The sequence below is a fragment of the Mesorhizobium sp. P2_C7 genome, from assembly GCF_056404515.1.
In genome coordinates this window covers 1-22457 of the sequence record NZ_JBFUDW010000018.1, presented here as the reverse complement: position 1 = coordinate 22457, position 22457 = coordinate 1, and the positions used below count along the sequence as shown (strand labels likewise).

The window sequence follows — 22457 nt, the reverse complement described above, 5'->3', positions numbered from 1 at the left end:
ACCAGCCTACCCTCGCCCCATCCGGTTCCAGGCATCCAGCCCGGCGATCTTGTAAGCTTCGGCGAGCGTCGGATAGTTGAAGGTGTTGTTGACGAAGAAGTCGACGGTGCCGCCGAGATTGATCACCGCCTGGCCAATGTGGATGAGCTCTGTGGCGCCCTCGCCGATGATGTGCGCACCGAGCAGCCGGCGCGTTTCGATCGAGAACAACAGCTTCAGAAAGCCGGTATTGACGCCCATGATGTGGCCGCGCGAGGTCTCGCGAAAACGCGCCACGCCGACCTCATAGGCGGCCCCACTTTCACGCACCTGTTCCTCGGACTGGCCGACCGTCGAGATTTCCGGCACCGCATAGATGCCATAGGGAAAGGTTTCAGGCGGCGGCGGCAAGGGCACGCCGAAAGCATGACAGGCCGCCACCCTGCCCTGCTCCATCGAGGTCGAGGCCAGGCTCGGAAAGCCGATGACGTCGCCGGCGGCGTAGATGTTGGGCGCGCTGGTCTGGAAGGTCTGCGGATCGACCTTGATCCGCCCCCTTGAGTCGGCTTCGATGCCGACGATATCCAACCCCAGGCTGCCGACATTGCCGGTTCGGCCGGCGGCGTAGAGCACCACCTCGGAGCGAATGGTACGGCCATCGGCCAGTTCGACCTCGGCGGCGTCCGGTTTGGACCGGATTTCCTTCACCGCGCTGCCCAGCCGGATCGTCATGCCGCGATCGCGCATCTGGTGGATGAAATCGTCGACGATCTCGCGGTCGACGAAATCGAGGATAGAGTTGCGCGGCTCGACCAATGTCACCGGCACGTCCAGCGCGGAAAAGATCGTCGCATATTCGACCCCGATGACGCCGGCGCCGATCACGGTCAGCGTACGCGGCAAACGGTCGAGCTCCAGCATCTCGTCGCTGTCGAAGATTCGGGTCCTGTCGAAAGGCACATCGCGCGGCCTGTGCGGCCTTGTGCCGACCGCGATCAGCGCGTTGGCAAAACCAACCTCGCTGTAGTCGCCGGTGTCGGTGGTCAGGCTGACCTTGTTGGAGCCAAGAAACTTCACGTCGGCGCGGGCGCTCTTGACCGTGTTGCGCATGAACTGGTGCTGCAGCACCTCGACCTCGTGGTCGAGGGTCTTGTGCAGGCGCTCGACAAGATCGCCGACCGAAATATCCTGCTTGACCCGGTAGCCGCGCCCATAGAAGCCGCGCTCGCGCCAACCCGAGAGGTTGAGTACCGTTTCGCGCAGCGTTTTCGATGGAATGGTGCCGGTATGCACCGAGACGCCACCAAGACGCCGGCCGCGGTCGACCACCAGCGCCGACTTGCCGAGCTTGGCCGACTGCACCGCAGCGCGCCGCCCCGAGGGACCGCTGCCGATGACCAGCATGTCGTAGTCCATAGTGCCCCGTCCCTCTGCCCCTGAGCGCTTTGTTGCGCCGCAGCAAGCTAATGCCATCCGCGCCGCAAATTCAACCGATTCGGATTGCGTCTCGTGCCGCTCGGGTCTTGCGCGCCGCAAAAAGCTCGATCTTGATTCCGCCGCGGGCCTTCACCATTTCATTACCGAGCGGCTCGCACCCTATGTCGGGCCTTGTTACGAGGAAATGACATGAACGCGCGCGTTCTTGACGGCGAAATCATCCCGACCAGGCTCGACGATGTCAGGGCCTATGACGGGGTGCGCACGCGGCGCATCCTAGCCTTCGTGATCGACTATATCATCGTCGCGCTGCTCACCATTCCGTTCGCCATCCTGGTATTCTTCCTCGGCCTTTTGACGCTTGGTCTTGGCTGGATGCTGTTTGGCGCCCTGGTGCCGGCCGTCGCCATCCTCTACATCTGGAACACGCTGGGCAGTGCCGACCAGGCCACCACGGGCATGAAGCTGATGGGCATCCGGCTCGACCGGGTCGATGGCAGGCCGATCGACGGTCTGACCGCCGTCGTCCATTCGGTGCTGTTCTGGGCCGGCAACGTCATCCTGTCGCCGCTGGTCCTTCTGGTGACCTTGTTTGCCGATCGCAAGCGCACGCTGCACGACCTTTTGCTCGGCACTGTGGTCAGCCGCACCGACCGCTGAAACGGCCCTCTCAAGAGCAGTCACGGCCGATTGAGTGTAAATGTGAAGGCGTCTAGTCAACCACGCCCTCACAATCCTGTTGAATTTTTCGCCATCCGCGCCAAAGGTAGAGCGATTCGAAGGAGTGTTTCCAAGGCTCGATGACGCAGCATCCGACCCAGTCGCCGCAGTTCTTCCTGACCGCGCCATCGCCGTGCCCCTATCTCGACGGCCAGTTCGAGCGCAAGGTGTTCACGCATCTGGTCGGCGACAAGGCGGCGGAGATGAACGACCTGCTGACGCAAGGCGGCTTCCGGCGCTCGCAGAACATCGCCTACAGGCCGGCATGCGAGAGCTGCCGCGCCTGCGTTTCGGTACGCATCCTCGCCCAGGAATTTAGCGCCAGCCGTAACATGAAGCGGGTGCTGCAGCACAATTCCGACCTCGTCGGCCACATGCACAATGCCGAGCCCTCGACCGAACAGTATTCGCTGTTTCGCAGCTACCTCGACGCCCGCCACCGCCGTGGCGGCATGTCCGACATGACGGTGCTCGACTACGCCATGATGGTCGAGGACACCCATGTCGACACCAAGGTGATCGAGTACCGGCGGCGCGGGCCCGACACCTTCATCACCGGCAAGGGACAGGGCGAACTGATCGCGGTGGCGCTCACCGACAAGATGGCCGACGGCCTGTCGATGGTCTATTCCTATTTCAATCCCGATTTCGAGGATCGTTCGCTCGGCACGTTCATGATCCTCGATCATATCGCCCGCGCCAGGGCCATGGGCCTGCCCCATGTCTACCTCGGCTACTGGGTCAACGGCTCGCGCAAGATGAATTATAAGATGCGCTTCATGCCGCAGGAGCATCTCGGCCCGAAAGGCTGGGAGCGCTACACCAACGAAGCGGTTTTACGCTGAGTTTTCCCACGATCCACCCATAACTGTTTCAAGGCGGGGGATGCTGGTCTTTCAGCCGCTTGGCTGGAGAGTGCGCCATTGCGCCGGTCCACCTGCATTTCATTGCGAAAGTTGCTGCATGTCCTCCCACAACGACCACCAGAAGGGCCTTCTGATCACCGCCATCGGCGGCTTGACGCTGACCGTCGACATTCCGCTGATCCGGCTCGCCGACGGCGGCGCATGGACGATCCTGCTGCTGCGCACCGGCACCACCTTCGTCGCGGCCATGATCATCTGGTCGATCTGGCGCGCGCTCAGCCGGAGCGCCCCGCAACTCATCCCCGGCTGGTCCGGCCTTGTCGTGGCGATTTGCTACGGGCTGACCTCGATCACCTTCGTCACCGCCGTCTTCCACACCTCGACCGCCGACCTGGTGTTCATCCTGGCCTTCAACCCCGTTTTCGCCGCGTTGCTGTCTTGGATATTCCTGAACGAGAAGCCACGGCTGGTGACGATCGTGGCGATGCTGGTCATGATCCTCGGCGTCCTGGTCATCGTCGGCGGCTCGGTCGGCACCGGGCACCTGTTCGGCGATTTCATGGCGCTGTGCTCGGCATTCTTCATCGCGGTCGCCATCACCATCTCGCACGCCAGCGGTAAGGATATGGGATTCACGGCTCTGGTCGGCGTCCTTCTGCCGCTGGCGCTGGCGGCTTTCATGGTCACTGGCGAAGGTTTTCAGGTCAATGCGCCATGGTGGATCATCTTCAACGGCGCCGTCATCATGCCGATCTCGTTCTTCTGCCTCGCCAACGGTCCGAAATACATTTCAGGCCCCGAAGTGGCGATGTTCTACCTGCTCGAAACCGTGCTGGCGCCGGTCTGGGTGTGGATGATCTTTGCCGAGACACCGACCCGTAACAGCCTGATCGGCGGCGTGATCCTGATCGTCACGCTGATCGCGCATTCGCTGTGGCAACTGCACGACGGACGCAAGCGCCGTAGTGACCTTGCGGTGCATCACCCGGCCTAAGGTATGTCGATATTCAGGTCATGCCGGCCTAACCTGAAACTCAACATCCCTCAACGCGAGCCGGATCGAATCAGGCGCTGGCTTTCTTCACCACGCTGGGTTCAGGCAGAACCTCGATCTGCGGGCCAGCTTCGATTTCAACCGGCGAACCCGGCATGATTTCGTCGGTCAGTTCCACCTCGCGCAGCCACTCGCGCCAGATCGCGACCAACAGGGCCATCAGCACCGGGCCGATGAACAGGCCGAGGAACCCCATGGTCTTGACGCCGCCGATCAGGCCGAAAAAAGTCGGCAGGAAGGGCAGTTTTATCGGTCCGCCGACGAGCTTGGGGCGCAGCGTCTTGTCGACGATGAACAACTCGACCGCACCCCAGAGGAACAGCGCCAATCCGGCCATCGGCGACCCGCTGGCGGCGAGGTAGATCGAGACCAGGGTGAAGGACAGCGGTGCGCCGCCGGGGATGAGCGCCATGACGCCGGTCAGGGCGCCGAGCGTTACCGGCGACGGCACGCCGGCCAGCCAGTAGGCGATGCCCAGCACCAGCCCTTCGCCGATGGCGATGACGGTCATGCCGGTCACGGTCGAGGAGATCGTCGCCGGCACGACGCGCGAGATCCGCTCCCATCGCGCCGGCAGGATGCGCTCGCCGAGACGGTCGATCTGGCCGGCAAAGTGCTCGCCGTCGCGATAGGCGAAGAACAGCGCGATCATCATGAACAGCAGCGTCAGGAGCAGGCCGAAGGCGCTGCCGCCGGCGGCCAGCACGCCGCGATAGATGCTGCCGATGTTGGCGCCGCTGACCAGCTGGATCAATTCGCCAATGCCGCCCGGATGGCCAAAATTGGTCGTCCATTGCTCGTTCAGCCACTCGCCCACGACAGGCATGGTGGCGATCCAGTGCGGCGTCACGGCGCCGTGCCGGTTGGTCTCGATCGCCCAGCCGACCCACTCGCGCACCTCGTTGATGGCGTAGGTGCCGGCAAGMGCGATCGGCACCACCAGGAAGGCAAGGATGAACAGGATGGCAAAGGTCGCGGCGATGGTGCGGTTGCCGCCAACCGCGACAAGCAGGCGCCGGTAGAGCGGCCAGCTGGCAAAAGCGATGACCAGCGCCGCCAGCACCGGAAACAGGAAGCCATGGAAGAAATAGACACCGGCGGCGACGATCAGCACCAGCAGCCAGCGCGCCGCCGACAGCGGCGGAATGACGGCCGATCGCAGCGGCGTCGACAGGCCGAACAGGCGCTGCTGCTGTTCCGGCTTCTGGATTTTTGCTTCCTTCAAACGCCCGCTTCTCCCGAACACCTTTCCTGCTTATGCACTGGTATAGTGCAGCAATCGTGACGATAGTCCAAATGGTGATGGTGAAGCTGCGAGGGCGAGATGGCCGGCAGCCGCCAGAGTGGGGCACCGCGCATGAAACGCCGACCAACCCCTCTGTAGCCTTCGGCGACATCTCCCCTCGAGGGGAAGATTAGCAGCTACCCAAACTTCCCTGTCCTCGGGAAGCCCTTCGGCACCATGCGGCCGGCAGAGGCACGGGCGCCGATCCATTCGGCCAGTTCCTCACGCGACCGGATGAAGGTGCGGTCGGCCGAATCCTGCCAGGACAGGCCGCTCTCGAGCGTGAACGGCTTGAGATCCAGAAGGCCGCCGTCCTTGTATTTCTGCAGGCGAACGCCCTTGCCGCGTCCCATCTCCGGGATGTCGGAGAGCGCGAATACCAGCATCTTGCGATTCTCGCCGACGATGGCGAGATGGTCGCCAGTGAGCGGAATGCAGCGCTTAGCCTCGTCGGGCGCCTTGACGTTCATCACCTGCTTGCCCTTGCGGGTGTTGGCGACGACTTCCTCCTCCGGCACGATGAAGCCATTGGCGTCATACGAAGCCAGCAAAAGCTTTCGCTTCGGATCGTGGACGAAGGCGGTGACGATGTCCTGGTCATTGTCCATGTCGACGATGATGCGGATCGGCTCGCCATGGCCGCGGCCACCAGGCAGCCGGTCGGCGCCGATGGTGTAGAACTTGCCGCCGGTGGTGAAGACCAGCACCTTGTCGGTGGTCTGGGCATGGAAGGCCAGCTTGAGGCTGTCACCCTCCTTGAAGGTCAGCGTCGAGAGATCGGCAAGATGCCCCTTCATCGCCCGCAGCCAACCCTTTTCCGAGACGACAACGGTGACAGGCTCGCGCTCGATCATGGCGTGCGCAATGTCGGTCAGGTCGTGTTCGGGCGCATCGGCGAATTGGGTGCGGCGCTTGCCGAGCTCGGTCTCCGGGCCGAACTTGTCACGGATATTGGTGACTTCCCACTTGATCGTCGCCCATTGCTTTTCGTTTGAAGCAAGCAGCGCTTCGATCTGCTTCTTCTCGGCGCTCAGACCGTCGAATTCCTTGCGGATCTCGAATTCCTCCAGCTTGCGCAGAGCGCGCAGCCGCATGTTGAGGATGGCTTCGGCCTGAGTGTCGGTGAGCGACCAGCGGGCCATCATCACCTGCTTGGGCTCATCCTCCTCGCGGATGATCCTGATCACCTCGTCGATGTTGAGATAGGCGATCAGGTAGCCGGCGAGGATCTCCAGCCGTCTTTCGATCTCGCCGAGGCGATGTTTCGAGCGGCGAACAAGCACGTCGCGGCGGTGTTCGAGCCATTCCTGCAGCACGCCCTTCAGAGACAGGACGTTGGGCACCTTGCCGCGCGACAGGACGTTCATGTTGAGCGGGAAGCGGCTTTCGAGCTCGGTCAGCTTGAAAAGCGATTCCATCAGGATGCCCGGGTCGACCGAGCGGCTCTTCGGCACCAGCACGACGCGGATGTCTTCGGCACTTTCGTCGCGGATATCCTCGAGCAGCGGCAGCTTTCGCGCCATCAAGAGCTCGGCGATCTTCTCGATCAGCCGCGCCTTCTGCACGCCGTAGGGGATTTCGGTGACGACGATGCTCCAGGTGCCCCTGCCCTGATCCTCCTGGATCCACTTCGACCGGACGCGAAAGCCGCCGCGCCCGGTTTCATAGGCTTCGAGGATGGCGGCGCGGCTGTCGACGATGATGCCACCGGTCGGGAAATCCGGACCCTGGACAAAGTCCATCAGCTTCGCCACAGGCGCATCGCGATGTTCGATCAGGTGAAGTGCCGCATCGCAAAGCTCGGCCGCATTGTGGGGCGGGATCGATGTCGCCATGCCCACGGCAATGCCAGACGAGCCGTTGGCGAGCAGGTTCGGAAAGGCGCCGGGCAAAACCACCGGCTCCTCGTCCTCTTCATTGTAGGTCGGCCGGTAGTCGACGGCATCCTCGGTGATGCCGGACAACAGCTCGGTCGCCACATCGGTCATGCGCGCTTCGGTGTAGCGCATGGCAGCGGCGTTATCGCCGTCGATGTTGCCGAAATTGCCCTGCCCGTCGACCAGGGGGTAGCGCATCGAAAAATCCTGCGCCAGCCGCACCAGCGCGTCGTAGATCGACTGGTCGCCATGCGGATGGAACTTGCCCATCACCTCGCCGACGATGCGGGCGCATTTGGCAAAGCCCTGGTCGGGGTTCAGCCGCAGCAGACGCATGGCGTGCATGATGCGGCGATGGACCGGTTTCAGTCCGTCGCGCACGTCCGGCAGCGCCCGGTGCATGATGGTCGACAGCGCATAGGCCAGATAACGCTCTTCCAGCGCCTTCTTCAGATCGACCGGTTCGACATGATCGCCACCGCCATTTTCAGGCGGCAAAAGCCTTTTTCCCATGGGCTGGACCTAGCCGAGCGGGTGATTCGCGGCAAGGGGCCGGCAGATGTACCGGCGCTTCTGCAACATGAAACCGCAGGCCAAGAGATGTCGACCAACATCAGCCTGTTACATCAGGCCTCTATGGCCAAGCGTGATGATATCAGGCAACCGGCTCTTCATTACAAATTCACCGGTTTGCGCAAAGACGGTGGGATCGAGTTTGCCTTTCACCGTGATTTTCGACCATTGTGCCGGGACACGCCTTTTTCCCGTCCAGTTCGTCACGGAATGGTGATGGCGCAAAGAATTGAAAAATAATTTCAGGACACTCTCAGGGACCTTGCGATGACAATCAACCGCTCAACTCTCCAGAAGTTCGCCTTTTCGACCTTTTTGCTCACGCTGCCGCTGAACGCGGCCCTCGCCCAGGACGCAGCGGTCGCCGACCGGCTGAAGGCTGCACTTTCCGCCCAGGGCGTCGACATCTCCTGGACCGGCGTGACCGGCGACAACACCAGCATGGTGCTGCAGGGCGTTGCAATCAAGCCGGCGGCGGAAAAGGAAGCGCTCCCCATCGGCGACGTCAAGCTCGAGGGCGTGACCGAGGCAAACGGCGGCTATGATATCGCCACCGTGTCGACATCGGCATTCGAACACTCAAAGGACGGCGTCACGCTCAACCTCAGCCCCTTCGTCATCCACGGCATGACGGTTCCGGCCGACGGCTCCACCGGTCCACTGGGCTCGCTGATGATGTACAAGTCGGCCGAACTCTCAAACATGACCGTCAAGGTCGCCGACAAGACCGCCTTCTCGATGGACGGACTTGCCGTCGAGATCACGCCGCCGGCGGACGGTAAAGCGATGGAATTCACCGCAACCACGGAAAAGTTCAATGCCGACCTGACGCTGGTCGACGACCCCAAGTCCAAGGAAGTCATCAACGCGCTCGGCTACCAGAACATCGCGGGCAATCTCGAGATGGCCGGCACCTGGCAGCCCACGGACGGCAAGATGGAACTGTCGAAATACGACATCTCCGTCGAGAACGCCGGCACGCTCGGCATGACCTTCGACCTCGGCGGCTACACGATGGACTTCATCAAGTCGCTGCAGGAAATGCAGAAGAAGATGGCGGCACAGCCCGAAGGTGCCGACAATTCGGCGCAAGGCATGGCCATGCTCGGCCTGTTGCAGCAGCTTTCGTTCAACAGCGCCTCGATCCGTTTCGACGACGATTCGCTGACCAACAAGGTGCTGGAATATGTCGGCAAGCAGCAAGGCATGTCGGCCAAGGACATCGCCAACCAGGCCAAGGCGATCGTGCCGTTCGGCATGGCTCAGCTCAACAATCCGGAACTGACGGCGCAGGTGACCGCGGCCGTCGGCAAGTATCTCGACGATCCGAAGAGCCTCGAAATCTCGGCCGAACCGCCGGCATCTGTGCCGTTCGCGCTGATCATGGCGGGCGCCATGTCCAACCCGCTCGAATTGCCGAAGACGCTCGGCGTCGCCGTCAAGGCGAACGAGGACTGATCGAAGCGACCCCGATACGCGAAAAAGCCCGGCAGCGATGCCGGGCTTTTTTGTGGGATTAGCAATCGAAAGAATCGGTTCGGGCGGTTCTTTAAAGCATCACCCGAGGCGCGCGATCAGGCGTCCTTCTTGGGTGCGGCGACGCGCAGCGCCAGTTCGYGAAGCTGCTGCGGGCTTGCTTCCGAAGGCGCGTTCATCAACAAATCGTAGGCCTGCTGGTTCATCGGGAACATGGTGATCTCACGCAGGTTCTTCGCGCCGACCAGCAGCATGACGACGCGGTCGACGCCGGCAGCCATGCCGCCATGCGGCGGCGCGCCGTATTGGAAGGCGCGGTAGAGGCCGCCGAAGCGCTCCTCGACCGTGGCGCGATCCAGCCCGACCGTCTCGAACGCCTTGACCATGGTCTCGGGCAAATGGTTGCGGATACCGCCAGAGGCGATTTCGAAGCCATTGCAGACCATGTCGTACTGGAACGCCTTGATGCCAAGCAGATCCTCGCCATTCAGCGCATCGATGCCCCCCTGCGGCATCGAGAAGGGGTTGTGAGCGAAGTCGATCTTCTTCTCTTCCTCGTTCCATTCGAAGAACGGGAAGTCGACGATCCAGCACAGTTCGAAACGCTCGCGGTCGACCAGGTTCAGCTCCTCGCCGGCGCGCGTGCGCGCGGCACCGGCGAAAGACACGAACTTCTTCGGGTCGCCGGCGACAAAGAAAGCGGCGTCGCCGTCGGCAAGGCCGAGCTGTTGGCGGATCGCTTCGGTGCGCTCCTCGCCGATGTTCTTGGCGAGCGGACCGGCGCCTTCGATCTTGTCGCCCTCCTTGCGCCAGAAGATGTAGCCCAGCCCAGGCTGGCCCTCGCCTTGCGCCCAGGAGTTCATGCGGTCGCAGAAGGCACGGCTGCCGCCGGTCTTGGCCGGAATGCCCCACACCTCGGCCTTCGGGTCGTTGGCCAGGATGTTGGCGAACACCTTGAACCCGGAATCGCGGAAGTGATCGGAGACGGCCTGCATCTCGATCGGGTTGCGCAGGTCAGGCTTGTCGGAACCGTATTTGCGCATGGCGACATCATAGGGGATGCGCTGGAATTTCTGCGTCACCGGTTTGCCGTTGGCGAAGGTCTCGAACACCCCGCGCAACACCGGTTCCATGGTCGACAGCACGTCGTCCTGCTCGACGAAGCTCATTTCGAGGTCGAGCTGGTAGAATTCGCCCGGCAGACGGTCGGCGCGCGGGTCCTCGTCGCGGAAACATGGCGCGATCTGGAAGTAACGGTCGAAACCCGACACCATGATCAGCTGCTTGTACTGCTGCGGCGCCTGCGGCAGCGCGTAGAAGGTGCCGGGATGGATGCGCGACGGCACCAGGAAGTCGCGCGCGCCTTCCGGCGACGAAGCGGTCAGGATCGGCGTCGAGAATTCGGTGAAGCCGACCTCGCCCATACGCCTGCGCATTTCGGCGATGATTTTTGTCCGGGCGATGATGTTCTTGTGCAGGGTCTCACGGCGCAGGTCGAGGAAGCGGTATTTCAGCCTTATATCCTCGGGATAGTCAGGCTCGCCGAACACCGGCAGCGGCAACTCCTTGGCCGCCGACAGCACCTCGATCTCGCGCGCGAAAATCTCGATCTCGCCGGTCGGCAGGTTGGCGTTCGTGGTCTCGGGCAAGCGCGCCTTGACCTCGCCGTCGACGCGGATGACCCACTCGCCACGCACTGTCTCGGCAACCTTGAAGGCCGGCGAATCCGGATCGGCGACGATCTGGGTCAGGCCATAATTGTCGCGCAGGTCGATGAACAGCAGGCCGCCATGATCGCGCACGCGATGCACCCAGCCAGACAGGCGAACGGTCGAGCCGACGTCGCTCTTCCTCAACTGGGCACAGGTATGGCTGCGGTAACGGTGCATTGTCATTGGTAGGGTCCGGGGTGCTGCGTTGCCGGCCGAAGCATCACAGCCCGGCCTGAAAATTTGCGCGAAAAGCGCATGAGAGGCCGGATTTGTCAAGGCAAGTGGCGCCGGGCGCCGCCCGACAGGCGCAGCAAGCCCCTTGGCTAGCGACAGCGCAACGGATTCAGGCGGCGTCCCCACGGCAAGCCGCGTCGTAATCAGCCAGCACCTGGCCGATCGCTGCATGAAGAATGGCCTCGGGATTCCCTGCAGGCCCGAGTTCAGCCGGCACCATCGGCAGGAATTGCCGCATCAGCGTTTCGGGAATAGCGACGCCGTTGAGCACCTCGCGCAGGCGGCCGACGGCAACGCCGGCAGTGGGGTTGCTCCAGTAATAGCGGATGCGGTCGCTGTAGCTGTAGTGCCGCTGCAAATAGAGGCTCACGTCACTGCCGTGATAGTGACTGTGCCAATGGCCCGGCGCTGCGAGCATCACGCGCTCCATCGTGCGGGCCAGCGATCTATTGCCGTAATCCGCGACCATTTCGGACGCGATCAGGTCGAGCCCGTAAAGCGCTTCGCGCAAGGCGAATGTCAGGCCCGGGCCGACCTTGAGGATGGGAAAGCCATTTCTGACGAGTGCCGTCAGCGCCGCGCGGCTCTGATAGTCGGTGGAATGCGCCTCGTAGACGAGCGACAGTTCCTCATCAAACAGTCCGGTCAGCGCTTTCGACGCCTCCGGCCTGTAGGCGACGACGTTCTGGCTGCCGAATTCAACGCCCGGCTGCACGACCACGGCGATGACGCGGCCAAACGCTTCGGCCAGGCCTTCCCGGGCAAAGATCTCGCGATGCACGTCGATCGTGCGGCGCGCCGCTGCCGCTTCGGTGGGCTTCAGCTCGCTGATCGTGTGATCGACGCCGCCCGGGGCGGGAACCTCGGTGCCGATGATGTAGACCGGCAATGCACCGCCACTGGCGTGGGCCGCCTTTTCAGACGCCCTGGCCAGCCGCACCGCCCGCATGGCGATCGTCTCGTCGTCCAGGGCCGCCGGCTCGCCGGCGCATCCCATCGACGCGTCGAGGTGGATCTTGCTGAAGCCGGCCCAGACATAGGCGGTGACCATGGCTTCGGCCTTGCTCATCGCCTGTGCGGCCGGCTCCGCGCGCCACGGGTTCGGTCCAAGGTGGTCGCCACCGAAGATGATGCGTGAGGCCTCCAGGCCTTCCCTGCTGGCGATCTCCTGCACGAAGGCGATGAACAGGTCCGGGGTCATCCCGGTGTAGCCGCCGAACTGATTGACCTGGTTGCAGGTTGCCTCGATCAGCAGCGTGGTTTCCTTGTCCCGGACGGCGCGCCTGATGGCGGTCTGGATGACCAGCGGATGGGCCGAGCAGATCGACGTCATGCCATAAGGCGATCCGTTTCGGCGGGCGGTGGCGAGGCCTGCAAGCGGGTTGGCCGTCATGTCGCCCTCTGTGTCCCGGCGATGAAGCCGTCAAGCACATCGAAGCCGGCGATGCCTTCCATGGGTCCGCGCCGCGTGACGTTGCGGGCGCCGGCGGCATTGGCATAGAACAGCGCCCTGTCAGGCGCCATCCCGATGCGCCGGCAGGTCAGGTAGGTCGCGCCGAAACAGTCGCCGGCTCCGGTCGGGTCCACTTCCTCCACCCGGAAGCCGGCGCAGTCGATCCTGCTGCCATCGGCAGCGAATCGGGACGAGCCGGCAGCCCCGCGCTTCAGCACGATCTCGCCGACGCCCCTGGCGATCAACGCCTTCACCGCCTGGCATTCATCGTCGACCCCTGCCGCGGTAAGCAACTCTTCGCCGGAAGGAAGCAGCAGATCGGCATCGTCGACCAGGGCCGAAAATTGCGCGCCGTCGGCGCCGTCGATCAGTTCCTTACGCACATTCGGATCGAAGGAGGTCGAGCCGCCGCGGGCGCGCACTGCCTTCGTGGCATAGGCAACGATGTCCCTCAGCCCGGCTACGGACAGAGTGGATCCCATGACATGCAGGTGACCGGCCCTGTCCGCCAGTTGGCGCGCCTCGCTGGTGAGGCGGATTTGCCCGGCGGCGGATCCGGCAATGTTGTAGACGAAGTCGCGGCCGCCATCGGGCCTGTAGCGAACGAAAGCGCTTCCGGTCGGGTAGCGATCGCTGACGGCCACGGCGGACACGTCGACGCCGTCGCGCCTGAGCCTTTCCAGATTGATCGTGCCAAAATCGTCGCGGCCGACGCAGCCGACGAGCCCGGCGTCGCCGCCCAGCCTTGCGACCTGATCGATGAAGATGGCAGGAGCACCGCTCGGGTAAGGGCCGACCAGCGTCATCGGTTCGAGGAAACCCAGACCCCGCTCCGTCGCCATGATCTCGACCAGGATTTCGCCGGCGGCAATCGTCGGCCCCACGGATTCGGACGCGATCTCCCTTTGGCGGGAAAAGCTCATTCCTGTAATTCCTTCTCTCCCAGCCGGAGCGGACGCGGATCGTGTCGGTGTGCGGGTTGTACGATCGCTCCTGACCTGTAGCCGAGGTAATTCGCATCGAGAGCGAAGTCAACACAAACTGCACGTACGTCCACTTTATTTGCTACGCACGCGCCTTTCCCGATGAACCAAATGGCAAGAATCTGTGCGCCGCGCTGGGTCTGACAGCCAAATATCAACTCCTATGCAGCTTGACTTGGGTGTTTTCAAGCGCAATAAAATATATACGCATGTTCACTTACACATGCGCATTCGTAAAGGAGGAGACGAAATGCCAATTGGTAAGCGTATTGGAATTCTCGCCGCGTCGATCGCCGCTTCCGCACTGATGGCGACTGCCGTCCTGGCCGCGGAGATCACGGTTGCGACGGTCAACAATGGCGACATGATCATCATGCAGAAGCTGTCGCCGGAATGGGAGAAGGCGACGGGAAACAAGGTCAACTGGGTGGTGCTGGAGGAAAACGTCCTGCGCGAGCGGGTCACCACCGACATCGCCACCAAGGGCGGCCAGTTCGACGTGCTGACCATCGGCGGCTATGAAACGCCGATCTGGGGCAAGAGCGGCTGGCTGACATCGCTCAACGATCTTGGCGACGATTATGACTATGACGATCTCATCGCGCCGGTGCGAAGCGGCCTGACGGTCGACGGCAAGCTCTATGCCGTGCCCTTCTACGCCGAAAGCTCGTTCACGCTCTACCGCAAGGATCTGTTCGACGCCGCCGGGCTGAAGATGCCGGAGCAGCCCACCTATGACCAGATCACGGAATTCGCCGACAAACTCACCGACAAGTCGAAGGAGCAATACGGCCTGTGCCTGCGCGGCAAACCGGGCTGGGGCGAGAACATGGCCTTTGTCGGCACGCTGGTGAACACGTTCGGCGGCCGCTGGTTCGACATGGACTGGAAGCCGCAGATCAATTCGGATGCATGGAAGAAGGCGATCGGCTGGTATGTCGACACTATGAAGAAGGATGGACCTCCCGGAATAAGCTCCAACGGCTTCAACGAGAACCAGACCTTGTTCGCCTCCGGCCATTGCGCCATGTGGATCGACGCCACGTCAGCGGCGGGTCGTGTCTATGATCCGAAGCAGAGCAAGGTTGCCGACAAGGTCGCCTTCGCCAAGGCACCGGTGGCGGTCACGCCCAACGGTTCGGCCTGGGGCTGGGCATGGAGTCTCGCCATCCCGGCGAGTTCCACCAAGGCGGATGCCGCGAAGTCGTTCGTGAAATGGGCGACCTCGAAAGCCTACGTCCAGCGCGTCGGGGAGACCGAAGGCTGGGTTGCCGCACCTCCGGGAACGCGCAAATCCACCTATGCCAGCCCGGACTACCAAAAAGCAGCCCCCTTCGCCGCAACGGTGCTTTCGGCGATCGAATCCGCCGATCCGACCAAGCAGACCAAGGATCCCGTCCCCTATACCGGCATCCAGTTCGTCGCCATCCCCGAATTCCAGGGCATCGGCACCGAGGTCGGCCAGGCGATTGCCGCCGCGGTCACCGGTCAGCAGTCGGTCGACGATGTGCTCAATGGCGCCCAGACCGCCGTGGAGAAGACGATGACGGAGGCAGGCTACATCAAATAGGCGGGTTCAAGCCCAGACAGGTGAGCCAGGAGGCGGAATGAGCACAGCCTCCTGGCGGTCCGGGCCTGAAAAGCCTCCCATTGTAGCAGGCCTGGAGGATGCACGGATCCGCCACAGCGGGTCCGTGCGTTTCTCAGGCGGCGTCAAGGATCCGATGGGGCACGTCTCCCGTGACGTTGCGCCGGTCGCCATCCGGGCGCTCTGACAGCGTTTTCAAAAACTCGCGGAATTGGAATTGGACATGAAACTGAACAACAAGATTGCCCTCATAACAGGCGGTGCGCGCGGCATTGGCCTGGGTTTCGCGCAAGCCTATGTGCGCGAAGGCGCCAAGGTGGTGATTGCCGATATCGACATCGAGCGGGCCACGCGGGCCGCCGCCGCGATCGGTGCGGCGGCCAGAGCCATCCAGCTTGACGTCACCGACCTCGGTGCGATCGACAGGGTCGTGGCGGAGGTCGACCGCGATTTCGGCGGCATCGATATCCTCGTCAACAATGCAGCCATCTTCGACATGGCGCCGATAACCGACATCACCGAAGCGAGCTATGACAGGGTGTTCGCCATCAATCTCAAGGCGCCGCTGTTCATGATGAAGGCCGTGGCCAATGTGATGATCGCGCGCGGCCGCGGCGGCAAGATCATCAACATGGCGAGCCAGGCCGGTCGCCGCGGCGAGGCGCTGGTGACACTTTACTGCGCCTCCAAGGCAGCCATCATTTCGGCCACGCAGTCGGCGGCGCTGGCGCTGGTCAAGCACGGTATCAACGTCAACGCGATCGCGCCCGGTGTCGTCGACGGCGAGCATTGGGATGTCGTCGATGCGCATTTTGCCCGCTGGGAAGGCCTGAAGCCGGGCGAGAAGAAGGCGGCAGTGGCCAGATCGGTCCCGATCGGCCGCTTCGCGCAGCCCGAGGATATTGCCGGGCTCGCCGTGTTCCTGGCATCGCCCGACAGCGACTACATCCTTGCGCAGACATACAATGTCGACGGCGGCAACTGGATGAGCTGACGCGCCCGAGCCGCGCCATCCGGGACAAGGTCGTCCAAGCAGGGGAGACTGAAATGAAGGCCATCCGATTTACCGCCGCAGGCGTTGCCGGCATGGCGGAGCTGGAGATGCCCGCGATCAAACCGGGGCATGCCCTGGTACGGGTCCGCGCGGCCGGCCTTTGCCATACCGATATCGAGGTGCTGCATGGCCGCTACGGCGAAGGCGCGTTTCCGCTGGTCCCCGGCCACGAATACGCGGGCACCGTCGAGGCGGTCGCCAGCGATGTCACCACCGTCAAGCCGGGCGACCGGGTCGCTGTCGATCCCAACATCCCGTGCGGGCATTGCCCGGCCTGCAGGAAGGGCCTGACCAATCTGTGCGCCAGTCTGAAGGCCTATGGCGTGACCGAGAACGGCGGCTTCGCCGAGTTCAGCATGGTTGCCGTCGACCATCTGCATGGGATCGGCGATCTCGGTTTCGCCACGGCAGCGCTCGCCGAGCCGCTCGCCTGTGTCCTCAATGGTCTCGGCGCCGCGGGCCTCGAGACCGGCAACAGGACGCCCGGCACCGCGCTGGTCTTCGGCGCCGGGCCGATCGGCCTGCTGCTTGCCCTCTCGCTCCGGGCCAAGGGTGTCAGCAGCGTGGCGGTCGCCGATATGAGCGAACAGCGCCTCGCCTTCGCCGAGGCGCTCAGTCTGGAGCCGCTCGTGTCCGGATCGCAGGCGCTGTCGGCTCGGGCGCAGGGCTTCGATTTTGTCGCCGACGCCACCGGCGTCGCCAAGGTGGTCGAAAGCATGATCGGTTTCACCGCCGATGGCGGCACGGCGCTCATTTTCGGTGTCTGCGCACCCGATGCCAGGATCTCGGTCGCGCCGTTCGAGATTTTCCGCCGGCAGATCAGATTGGCGGGGTCGCACTCATTGAACCGCAACATCCCGCAGGCGCTCGACATTCTCAGCCAGGACGACGGCACGATGGCGCGGCTTGTCAGCCATCGGCTGCCGCTTTCCGAACTGCTGCCGTTCTTCGCCAAAGCCGGAGGCGACCCAACGACGATGAAAGTACAGTTTTCCTCGGATCCGTGATTTCCAGAAGTTCAGCCGCGCCCATGGACCACACGCGGTCTCCTGCGCCCGGAAAGAATATCCCACCTCCTTTCCGCGAAAAGATGACTCAAGTAGACAGTGGCGACGGCAGTTCGAGCAGGGAGCCCGTGAATGGCAAAGACAATCAGGACGATGGAGGACTTCTCGGCCTTCGTCGGCTTGTCCCGCACGACGGTTTCCAAATATTTCAACGACCCCAGCTCGGTACGGAAAAACACTCGAAACGTGATCGAGGCCGCGCAAAGGAAGTCCGGCTTTCGGCCGAGCATGTTCGCCGTCAATCTCAATCGCCGCCGCAGCAACATTCTGGGCGTCATCATTCCGAATTCGACCGATCCGTTCTACATGGCGCTGACGCGCCGTATCGAAACGATCGCCAACGAAGCCGGTTTCCTGGCGTTTGTGCTGTCTTCCGACGGACGCGCCGAAATGGAAGACCAGGCGATCCAGACGTTCAAGTCGATGAACATTGCCGGCGCCATCATCGCGCCGCTCGGCGTGCAGTCCCATCACCGGATCCTGGCCGAACTCGGATCGAGCATCCCGCTGATCTACGTCGATTCGCCTCTCGACGAGATCTCGTCGTTCGTCGGCACCGACAACAGGCAGAGCTTCAGGCTCATCGTCGATTATCTCTGCAGGTCAGGCGAGCCGCCTTGTTATTTCGCTATGCCGCTGGTCAACAACAACGCCTCTGCCAGACAGGACGCCTATGTCGAGGCCATGCAGCAGTTCAAGATGACGCCTGAAATCGTGCCCGTTGTCGACGCGCGGTCATGGGATTTCGAGAAATTCGGCTTTGATGAAGCGCTTCGTATCCTGAAGGGGCAAGGTTTTCCGACCAGGACCGTGCTTTGCGCCAACGACCGTGTTGCCTTCGGCGTGATCGCGGCCGCGTATCAACTGGGCCTGAAAGTAGGCCACGGGGCCGACTGCGACATGCGGGTCGCGGGGCATGACGACCATCCCTTGTCGCGCTACGCCTGCCCGCCGATCACGACTGTTGCGCAGAACTACAACGAGATCGGCCGCCTGGCCATCGAACTTCTGCTGGAGAGGCTGGATGAGAAATCCTCGGCCAAACCAGACGGCGGACGCATCCTGCTCAACGCGGAATTGATGCTGCGAAGTTCGGCTTGAGCCGGCACAGGCGGGCTGAACGCCACAACAGAGCCGGCGATCTCCCATCTTTCGCAGCGCGGTTATCCGCGCGGCCGAGTTCCGTTTGGAATTGTCGCTGGCATTGACGGAAGCGATGGTTCAAGAAGGATCAACGACAAGCGGTTGTTTTCCTTCATGTCCTCCATCCGCCCGCTGATCCCGCTCCTGCTCGCCGCCGGCATCCTGCTTGGCGGCAATGGGCTGCAGAGCACGCTGATCGCGCTGCGCGGCGCGCAGGAAGGGTTTTCCGCCTCCGACATCGGTCTGATGGGCACCTTCTATTTCGCCGGCTTCCTGCTCGGCTGCCTGGCCATCACCCGCATCATGAAGGCGGTGGGCCATATCAGGGCCTTTTCGGCGCTGGCGGCAATCGCCTCTGTCGGCACCCTGTTGCTGGTGCTGGTTCTCGATCCGGTGATGTGGTGCGCGGTGCGCTTTGCCGGCGGCTTCTGCTTTGCCGGACTGTTCACCATCGTCGAAAGCTGGCTGAATTCCGGCGTCAGCAATCGCGACCGCGCGCGCGTGCTGGCGATCTACAGGATGGTCGACACCGGTTCGGTGACCGGCGCCCAGTTCCTCATCCCGATCTTCGGTGCCGGCGGCTTCACCATTTTTGCCATCATGTCGATCATGATCACGCTCTCGCTGGTGCCGGTCTCGCTGGGCGACCGCTCCAACCCGACGCCGCCCGAGGAGGTCAAGCTCGACCTGGCGCGCGTCTGGCGGATTTCGCCGCTGGGCTGCTTCGGCTGCATGGCCGTCGGTGTCACCAACAGCGCCTTTCGCACATTGTCGCCGGTCTATGCCGAGCAGATCGGCATGTCGGTTGCCGATGTCGTGACCTTCGTCAGCGTCGGCATCTTCGGCGGTGCCATCATCCAGTATCCGCTCGGCTACCTCTCCGACCGCTGGGACCGGCGCCGGGTGCTGTTGATGACGACCTGCTGCGCGATGCTTTCAGCACTGGCGCTGGTGTTCATCGCCGGCAGCAATCCGCTGCTCAACTTCGTCATCATCTTCATCTTCGGCTGTTTCGCCATGCCGCTCTATTCGCTGTCGGCGGCGCATTCCAACGACCGCGCCGACACCGGCGAGTTCGTGCTGATCAACGCAGCCTTGATGTTGTTCTATTCCTTTGGTGCCATTGGCGGGCCGTTCGCCGCCTCGACGGCGATGCAGTATTTCGGACCGAGCGCGCTGTTCGTGTTCAGCGCCGTCGTCTATGCGATCTTCATCGCCGTCATCCTCTACCGGATGCAGGCCCGCTCCGGCGTCCCGGCGGGCAAGCGCAGCCGGTTCACCGCGCTGTTGCGCACATCGACGATTTTCGCGCGGCTGGCCAGAAGAAACGGCGATTCCGATGGGCCGGGAACCCCATGACGATGGCGCCACAGCTTGACGAAAGCGCTTCCGGCTGAAATCTAGGAAGACCTTACTCCTGTCAAAAGCGATTTGATGCACGTCATCACCACCCAGAAAGAACTCGAGACCGTTCTCGCCGCTTTCGAAAAGTCGGATTTCGTCACCGTCGATACCGAATTCATTCGAGAAACGACCTTTTGGCCGATCCTGTGCCTGATCCAGATGGCCGCACCCGGCGTGACGGCGCTGATCGATCCGCTGTCGCCCGACATCAACCTGGCGCCATTCTTTAAGCTGATGGCCAACGAGGCGGTGGTCAAAGTCTTCCACGCCGCAAGGCAGGACATCGAAATCATCGTCCATCTCGGCGATCTCGTTCCGCATCCGGTTTTCGACACGCAAGTGGCGGCGATGGTCTGCGGCTTCGGCGACAGCGTTTCCTACGATCAGCTCGTGCAGCGGATCACCGGCGCGCGGCTCGACAAGTCATCGCGCTTCACCGACTGGCGCCACCGGCCGCTCTCCGACAAGCAGCTCGACTATGCGCTGGCCGACGTCACCCATCTGATCGAGGTCTACCAGCACCTCAGCGCCGAGCTGGTGCGGGAAAACCGCGCTCACTGGCTGAACGAGGAGATGGATGTCCTCACTTCGCGCGAGACCTACGATCCGCATCCCGAGGACGCCTGGAAGCGGCTGAAGATGCGGCTGCGCAAACCGCAGGAACTGGCGATCGTGCAGGCCGTGGCCGCATGGCGCGAACGCGAGGCACGCGAACGCGACGTACCGCGCGGCCGCGTGCTCAAGGACGACGCGATCTACGAGGTCGCGCAGCAGGCGCCGCGCGACGCGGCGGCCCTTGGCAAGCTGCGCACGACGCCGAAAGGCTGGGAGCGCTCCTCGACGGCGACGGCCCTGCTTGGCGCTGTCAACGCCGCGCTTGCCTTGCCCAAGGAGCAGATGCCGAAGCTACCGAAGAACTTCCAGCCGCCCGAAGGCTCGAGCGCGGCGTCGGAACTGTTGAAAGTGCTGCTCAGGATCGTCGCCGAAAAGGAAGGCGTCGCCTCGAAAGTGCTGGCCTCCAGCGATGACATCGACCGCATCGCGGCCGAGGGCGAGGAGGCCGACGTGCCCGCCCTGCAAGGCTGGCGGCGCGCGGTGTTCGGCGAAGCGGCGCTGAAGCTGGTGCGCGGCGAGATCGGCTTCAAGTTCGACAAGCGCAAGATCGCGGTTTTCGACCTCTAGGCGCTTTACCCCCGCTTCGCTTTGCGGCGATCCTCCCTCACAGGAGGTAAGCAGATGCTTACATGGCTCCGAGCAGATGCAGTGCAAACCAGATCCAGGCGAGCGCCAGCACGGTAGCACCGAGGAAGAAAGAGCGGCTGCGCAGCCGCAGATTGTTGCTGGTCAGGTGGACCCAGGCGTGGAAATAGCGCGACGCGACAAAAATCCACATCAGCGCCAGGGTCAGGAAGTTGACGCCGTTGGTCACGTGCAGCGTCAGGCACAGCACGTAGAACAGCACCGGCAATTCGAACTGGTTGATGAGATTGCTGGCAACGGTGATGCTGGAGGCCGGCTCGGTCGAGCGTAGCTTGTACTGACCGGCCTTGGCTTCACCTGACCTGACCGCCCCGTATCTGCGGCGACCCAGGACGATATAGACGATGTAGATCAGCAGCACCTGCGCCAGCAACGGCCAGAAGATCGTGGTCTGGTTCATGAACTGCCCTGCCCCGTTTTGGCGTCAAGCCTGGTGTTTCTGGCCCGCCAGCCAGAAAGCGGCGATGACGGTCAGCGGGACGGCGAGAAGCGCGAATTTGGTGACGATCAGCGCTGACGCGAGAGACAGCGAATCCGGATTGGCCGATAGGAAATCGGACAGCAGGCTCGCCACGGCGATGTTCTGGGCATAATCGGCCAGCGTGTAGGGCAGCACCAGAATCAGCGCGAAGATCGACTGCAACTGCCCCGGCAGGACGCGGAAATTCTTCAATCGCCGGCCGGTGGCCAGGATCAGGCTGACCAGTGTCACCGACAACAGCGCCGGGAACAGCAAATCAAATGTCAGATAGTGCCAGACGAGAATGATCTCGCCGCCGCGCCGCCCGAGCGCCGTCAGCCAAGCCATGCCTTCGTCCGGCGTGAAACCGAGAAAGCGCATATCAAGTGACGCCAGGCCGCCGCTCAACTGGCGGAAATAGAAGAATTCCAGCACCGTCATGGCGATGAAAACCGCCGCCGACAGGAAACAGAGCGCGGCCGCGTGGCGCGACAGCCGCAGGATCGTTGCGGCCAGGTTGCGCCAGAGCCCGTACGGATCAGGCTCCGCCGGGATAATTCGGGCTTTCGCGGGTAATCGTGACGTCATGGGCGTGGCTTTCACGAAGTCCGGCGTTGGATATGCGTACAAAAGTGGCGCGTTCGCGGAAATCGGCAAGATCGCGACCGCCGACATAACCCATAGCGGCTTTCAGCCCGCCTGCAAGCTGGTGCAGCACGCCAGACACAGGTCCTTTGTAGGGAACTTGCCCCTCGATGCCTTCCGGGACCAGTTTCAGCGTGTCGCGCACCTCGGCCTGGAAGTAGCGATCGGCCGAGCCGCGCGCCATGGC

21 protein-coding genes are annotated in these 22457 nt (G+C 62.9%); 12 read left to right on the top strand and 9 right to left on the bottom strand.

What is annotated here, in order from left to right:
* Nucleotides 1-6: 6 nt before the first annotated feature.
* On the bottom strand, nt 7-1395 hold the full coding sequence (gene sthA, locus AC1D2G_RS29440; protein ID WP_457153869.1) for a Si-specific NAD(P)(+) transhydrogenase: 1389 nt from the start codon (nt 1393-1395) through the stop codon (nt 7-9).
* Nucleotides 1396-1605: 210 nt separating this feature from the next.
* Here sthA and AC1D2G_RS29435 point away from each other — a divergent pair, with 210 nt between their 5' ends.
* From AC1D2G_RS29435 to AC1D2G_RS29425, 3 genes are all read left to right on the top strand, one after another.
* On the top strand, nt 1606-2076 hold the full coding sequence (locus tag AC1D2G_RS29435) for an RDD family protein (RefSeq protein WP_477418474.1): 471 nt from the start codon (nt 1606-1608) through the stop codon (nt 2074-2076).
* Nucleotides 2077-2216: 140 nt separating this feature from the next.
* Nucleotides 2217-2981 (top strand): arginyltransferase, encoded by a 765-nt coding sequence (locus AC1D2G_RS29430; RefSeq protein WP_477418472.1) that lies wholly within the window; start codon nt 2217-2219, stop codon nt 2979-2981.
* A 118-nt stretch (nt 2982-3099) separates the two neighbouring features.
* A complete protein-coding gene (locus tag AC1D2G_RS29425) occupies nt 3100-3996 on the top strand; it encodes a DMT family transporter (RefSeq protein ID WP_477418470.1) in 897 nt (298 codons plus the stop codon).
* A 70-nt stretch (nt 3997-4066) separates the two neighbouring features.
* Here the strand turns inward: AC1D2G_RS29425 and AC1D2G_RS29420 are convergent, their stop codons facing one another.
* Both AC1D2G_RS29420 and parC read right to left on the bottom strand, forming a co-directional pair.
* Complete coding sequence (locus tag AC1D2G_RS29420) at nt 4067-5281, bottom strand: AI-2E family transporter (RefSeq protein ID WP_477418468.1); 1215 nt, start codon at nt 5279-5281, stop codon at nt 4067-4069.
* A gap of 197 nt (nt 5282-5478) precedes the next feature.
* Entirely contained in the window at nt 5479-7731 is a 2253-nt protein-coding gene (gene parC / locus AC1D2G_RS29415; protein WP_095085765.1) for a DNA topoisomerase IV subunit A, read from the bottom strand.
* Here parC and AC1D2G_RS29410 point away from each other — a divergent pair.
* Both AC1D2G_RS29410 and AC1D2G_RS29405 read left to right on the top strand, forming a co-directional pair.
* On the top strand, nt 7687-8031 hold the full coding sequence (locus AC1D2G_RS29410; RefSeq protein WP_477418466.1) for a hypothetical protein: 345 nt from the start codon (nt 7687-7689) through the stop codon (nt 8029-8031). The two genes, parC and AC1D2G_RS29410, sit on opposite strands and share 45 nt — an antisense overlap.
* Before the next feature lie 27 nt (nt 8032-8058).
* Entirely contained in the window at nt 8059-9249 is a 1191-nt protein-coding gene (locus tag AC1D2G_RS29405; protein ID WP_477307157.1) for a hypothetical protein, read from the top strand.
* Nucleotides 9250-9365: 116 nt separating this feature from the next.
* Here the strand turns inward: AC1D2G_RS29405 and aspS are convergent, their stop codons facing one another.
* From aspS to AC1D2G_RS29390, 3 genes are all read right to left on the bottom strand, one after another.
* Entirely contained in the window at nt 9366-11156 is a 1791-nt protein-coding gene (aspS, locus tag AC1D2G_RS29400; RefSeq protein ID WP_477418620.1) for an aspartate--tRNA ligase, read from the bottom strand.
* Between the two features lie 166 nt (nt 11157-11322).
* Nucleotides 11323-12606: a D-tagatose-bisphosphate aldolase, class II, non-catalytic subunit gene (locus AC1D2G_RS29395; RefSeq protein ID WP_477418464.1), complete on the bottom strand. Its 1284-nt coding sequence runs from the start codon at nt 12604-12606 to the stop codon at nt 11323-11325.
* Nucleotides 12603-13589 carry a tagatose kinase gene (locus tag AC1D2G_RS29390; RefSeq protein WP_477418462.1) on the bottom strand — a complete coding sequence of 329 codons (987 nt, stop codon included), beginning with the start codon at nt 13587-13589 and terminating at the stop codon, nt 12603-12605. The genes AC1D2G_RS29395 and AC1D2G_RS29390 overlap by 4 nt, the downstream gene beginning before the upstream one ends.
* A gap of 310 nt (nt 13590-13899) precedes the next feature.
* Here AC1D2G_RS29390 and AC1D2G_RS29385 point away from each other — a divergent pair, with 310 nt between their 5' ends.
* The 7 genes from AC1D2G_RS29385 to rnd all read left to right on the top strand — a co-directional run bounded on the left by AC1D2G_RS29385 (nt 13900) and on the right by rnd (nt 21087).
* The gene (locus AC1D2G_RS29385; RefSeq protein WP_477418460.1) at nt 13900-15219 is read left to right on the top strand and encodes an ABC transporter substrate-binding protein; all 1320 of its coding nucleotides are present in this window, start codon (nt 13900-13902) and stop codon (nt 15217-15219) included.
* A 37-nt stretch (nt 15220-15256) separates the two neighbouring features.
* A complete protein-coding gene (locus AC1D2G_RS29380) occupies nt 15257-15424 on the top strand; it encodes a hypothetical protein (protein WP_457151806.1) in 168 nt (55 codons plus the stop codon).
* 36 nt (nt 15425-15460) lie between these two features.
* Nucleotides 15461-16231: an L-iditol 2-dehydrogenase gene (locus AC1D2G_RS29375; RefSeq protein WP_477418458.1), complete on the top strand. Its 771-nt coding sequence runs from the start codon at nt 15461-15463 to the stop codon at nt 16229-16231.
* 53 nt (nt 16232-16284) lie between these two features.
* On the top strand, nt 16285-17298 hold the full coding sequence (locus AC1D2G_RS29370) for a zinc-dependent alcohol dehydrogenase family protein (protein ID WP_477418456.1): 1014 nt from the start codon (nt 16285-16287) through the stop codon (nt 17296-17298).
* A 153-nt stretch (nt 17299-17451) separates the two neighbouring features.
* Complete coding sequence (locus AC1D2G_RS29365) at nt 17452-18459, top strand: LacI family DNA-binding transcriptional regulator (protein WP_477418618.1); 1008 nt, start codon at nt 17452-17454, stop codon at nt 18457-18459.
* Nucleotides 18460-18615: 156 nt separating this feature from the next.
* Nucleotides 18616-19860 carry an MFS transporter gene (locus tag AC1D2G_RS29360; RefSeq protein WP_095085789.1) on the top strand — a complete coding sequence of 415 codons (1245 nt, stop codon included), beginning with the start codon at nt 18616-18618 and terminating at the stop codon, nt 19858-19860.
* A 75-nt stretch (nt 19861-19935) separates the two neighbouring features.
* A complete protein-coding gene (gene rnd, locus AC1D2G_RS29355; protein ID WP_095085791.1) occupies nt 19936-21087 on the top strand; it encodes a ribonuclease D in 1152 nt (383 codons plus the stop codon).
* A 58-nt stretch (nt 21088-21145) separates the two neighbouring features.
* Here the strand turns inward: rnd and AC1D2G_RS29350 are convergent, their stop codons facing one another.
* From AC1D2G_RS29350 to AC1D2G_RS29340, 3 genes are all read right to left on the bottom strand, one after another.
* On the bottom strand, nt 21146-21565 hold the full coding sequence (locus tag AC1D2G_RS29350) for an MAPEG family protein (protein WP_477418454.1): 420 nt from the start codon (nt 21563-21565) through the stop codon (nt 21146-21148).
* Nucleotides 21566-21589: 24 nt separating this feature from the next.
* The gene (locus AC1D2G_RS29345) at nt 21590-22213 is read right to left on the bottom strand and encodes a hypothetical protein (protein WP_095085797.1); all 624 of its coding nucleotides are present in this window, start codon (nt 22211-22213) and stop codon (nt 21590-21592) included.
* Nucleotides 22164-22457: IMP dehydrogenase (locus AC1D2G_RS29340; protein ID WP_477418452.1), on the bottom strand; the 294-nt coding region annotated here is incomplete at its 5' end. The genes AC1D2G_RS29345 and AC1D2G_RS29340, both read right to left, overlap by 50 nt.

Bases quoted from the DNA above. Each gene is read 5' to 3' on its own strand.
- sthA (WP_457153869.1), bottom strand. From the start codon at position 1,395: ATGGACTACGACATGCTGGTCATCGGCAGCGGTCCCTCGGGGCGGCGC.
- AC1D2G_RS29435 (WP_477418474.1), top strand. From the start codon at position 1,606: ATGAACGCGCGCGTTCTTGACGGCGAAATCATCCCGACCAGGCTCGAC.
- AC1D2G_RS29430 (WP_477418472.1), top strand. From the start codon at position 2,217: ATGACGCAGCATCCGACCCAGTCGCCGCAGTTCTTCCTGACCGCGCCA.
- AC1D2G_RS29425 (WP_477418470.1), top strand. From the start codon at position 3,100: ATGTCCTCCCACAACGACCACCAGAAGGGCCTTCTGATCACCGCCATC.
- AC1D2G_RS29410 (WP_477418466.1), top strand. From the start codon at position 7,687: ATGATCGCCACCGCCATTTTCAGGCGGCAAAAGCCTTTTTCCCATGGG.
- parC (WP_095085765.1), bottom strand. From the start codon at position 7,731: ATGGGAAAAAGGCTTTTGCCGCCTGAAAATGGCGGTGGCGATCATGTC.
- AC1D2G_RS29405 (WP_477307157.1), top strand. From the start codon at position 8,059: ATGACAATCAACCGCTCAACTCTCCAGAAGTTCGCCTTTTCGACCTTT.
- AC1D2G_RS29395 (WP_477418464.1), bottom strand. From the start codon at position 12,606: ATGACGGCCAACCCGCTTGCAGGCCTCGCCACCGCCCGCCGAAACGGA.
- AC1D2G_RS29390 (WP_477418462.1), bottom strand. From the start codon at position 13,589: ATGAGCTTTTCCCGCCAAAGGGAGATCGCGTCCGAATCCGTGGGGCCG.
- AC1D2G_RS29385 (WP_477418460.1), top strand. From the start codon at position 13,900: ATGCCAATTGGTAAGCGTATTGGAATTCTCGCCGCGTCGATCGCCGCT.
- AC1D2G_RS29380 (WP_457151806.1), top strand. From the start codon at position 15,257: ATGAGCACAGCCTCCTGGCGGTCCGGGCCTGAAAAGCCTCCCATTGTA.
- AC1D2G_RS29375 (WP_477418458.1), top strand. From the start codon at position 15,461: ATGAAACTGAACAACAAGATTGCCCTCATAACAGGCGGTGCGCGCGGC.
- AC1D2G_RS29370 (WP_477418456.1), top strand. From the start codon at position 16,285: ATGAAGGCCATCCGATTTACCGCCGCAGGCGTTGCCGGCATGGCGGAG.
- AC1D2G_RS29365 (WP_477418618.1), top strand. From the start codon at position 17,452: ATGGAGGACTTCTCGGCCTTCGTCGGCTTGTCCCGCACGACGGTTTCC.
- AC1D2G_RS29360 (WP_095085789.1), top strand. From the start codon at position 18,616: ATGTCCTCCATCCGCCCGCTGATCCCGCTCCTGCTCGCCGCCGGCATC.
- rnd (WP_095085791.1), top strand. From the start codon at position 19,936: ATGCACGTCATCACCACCCAGAAAGAACTCGAGACCGTTCTCGCCGCT.
- AC1D2G_RS29350 (WP_477418454.1), bottom strand. From the start codon at position 21,565: ATGAACCAGACCACGATCTTCTGGCCGTTGCTGGCGCAGGTGCTGCTG.
- AC1D2G_RS29345 (WP_095085797.1), bottom strand. From the start codon at position 22,213: ATGACGTCACGATTACCCGCGAAAGCCCGAATTATCCCGGCGGAGCCT.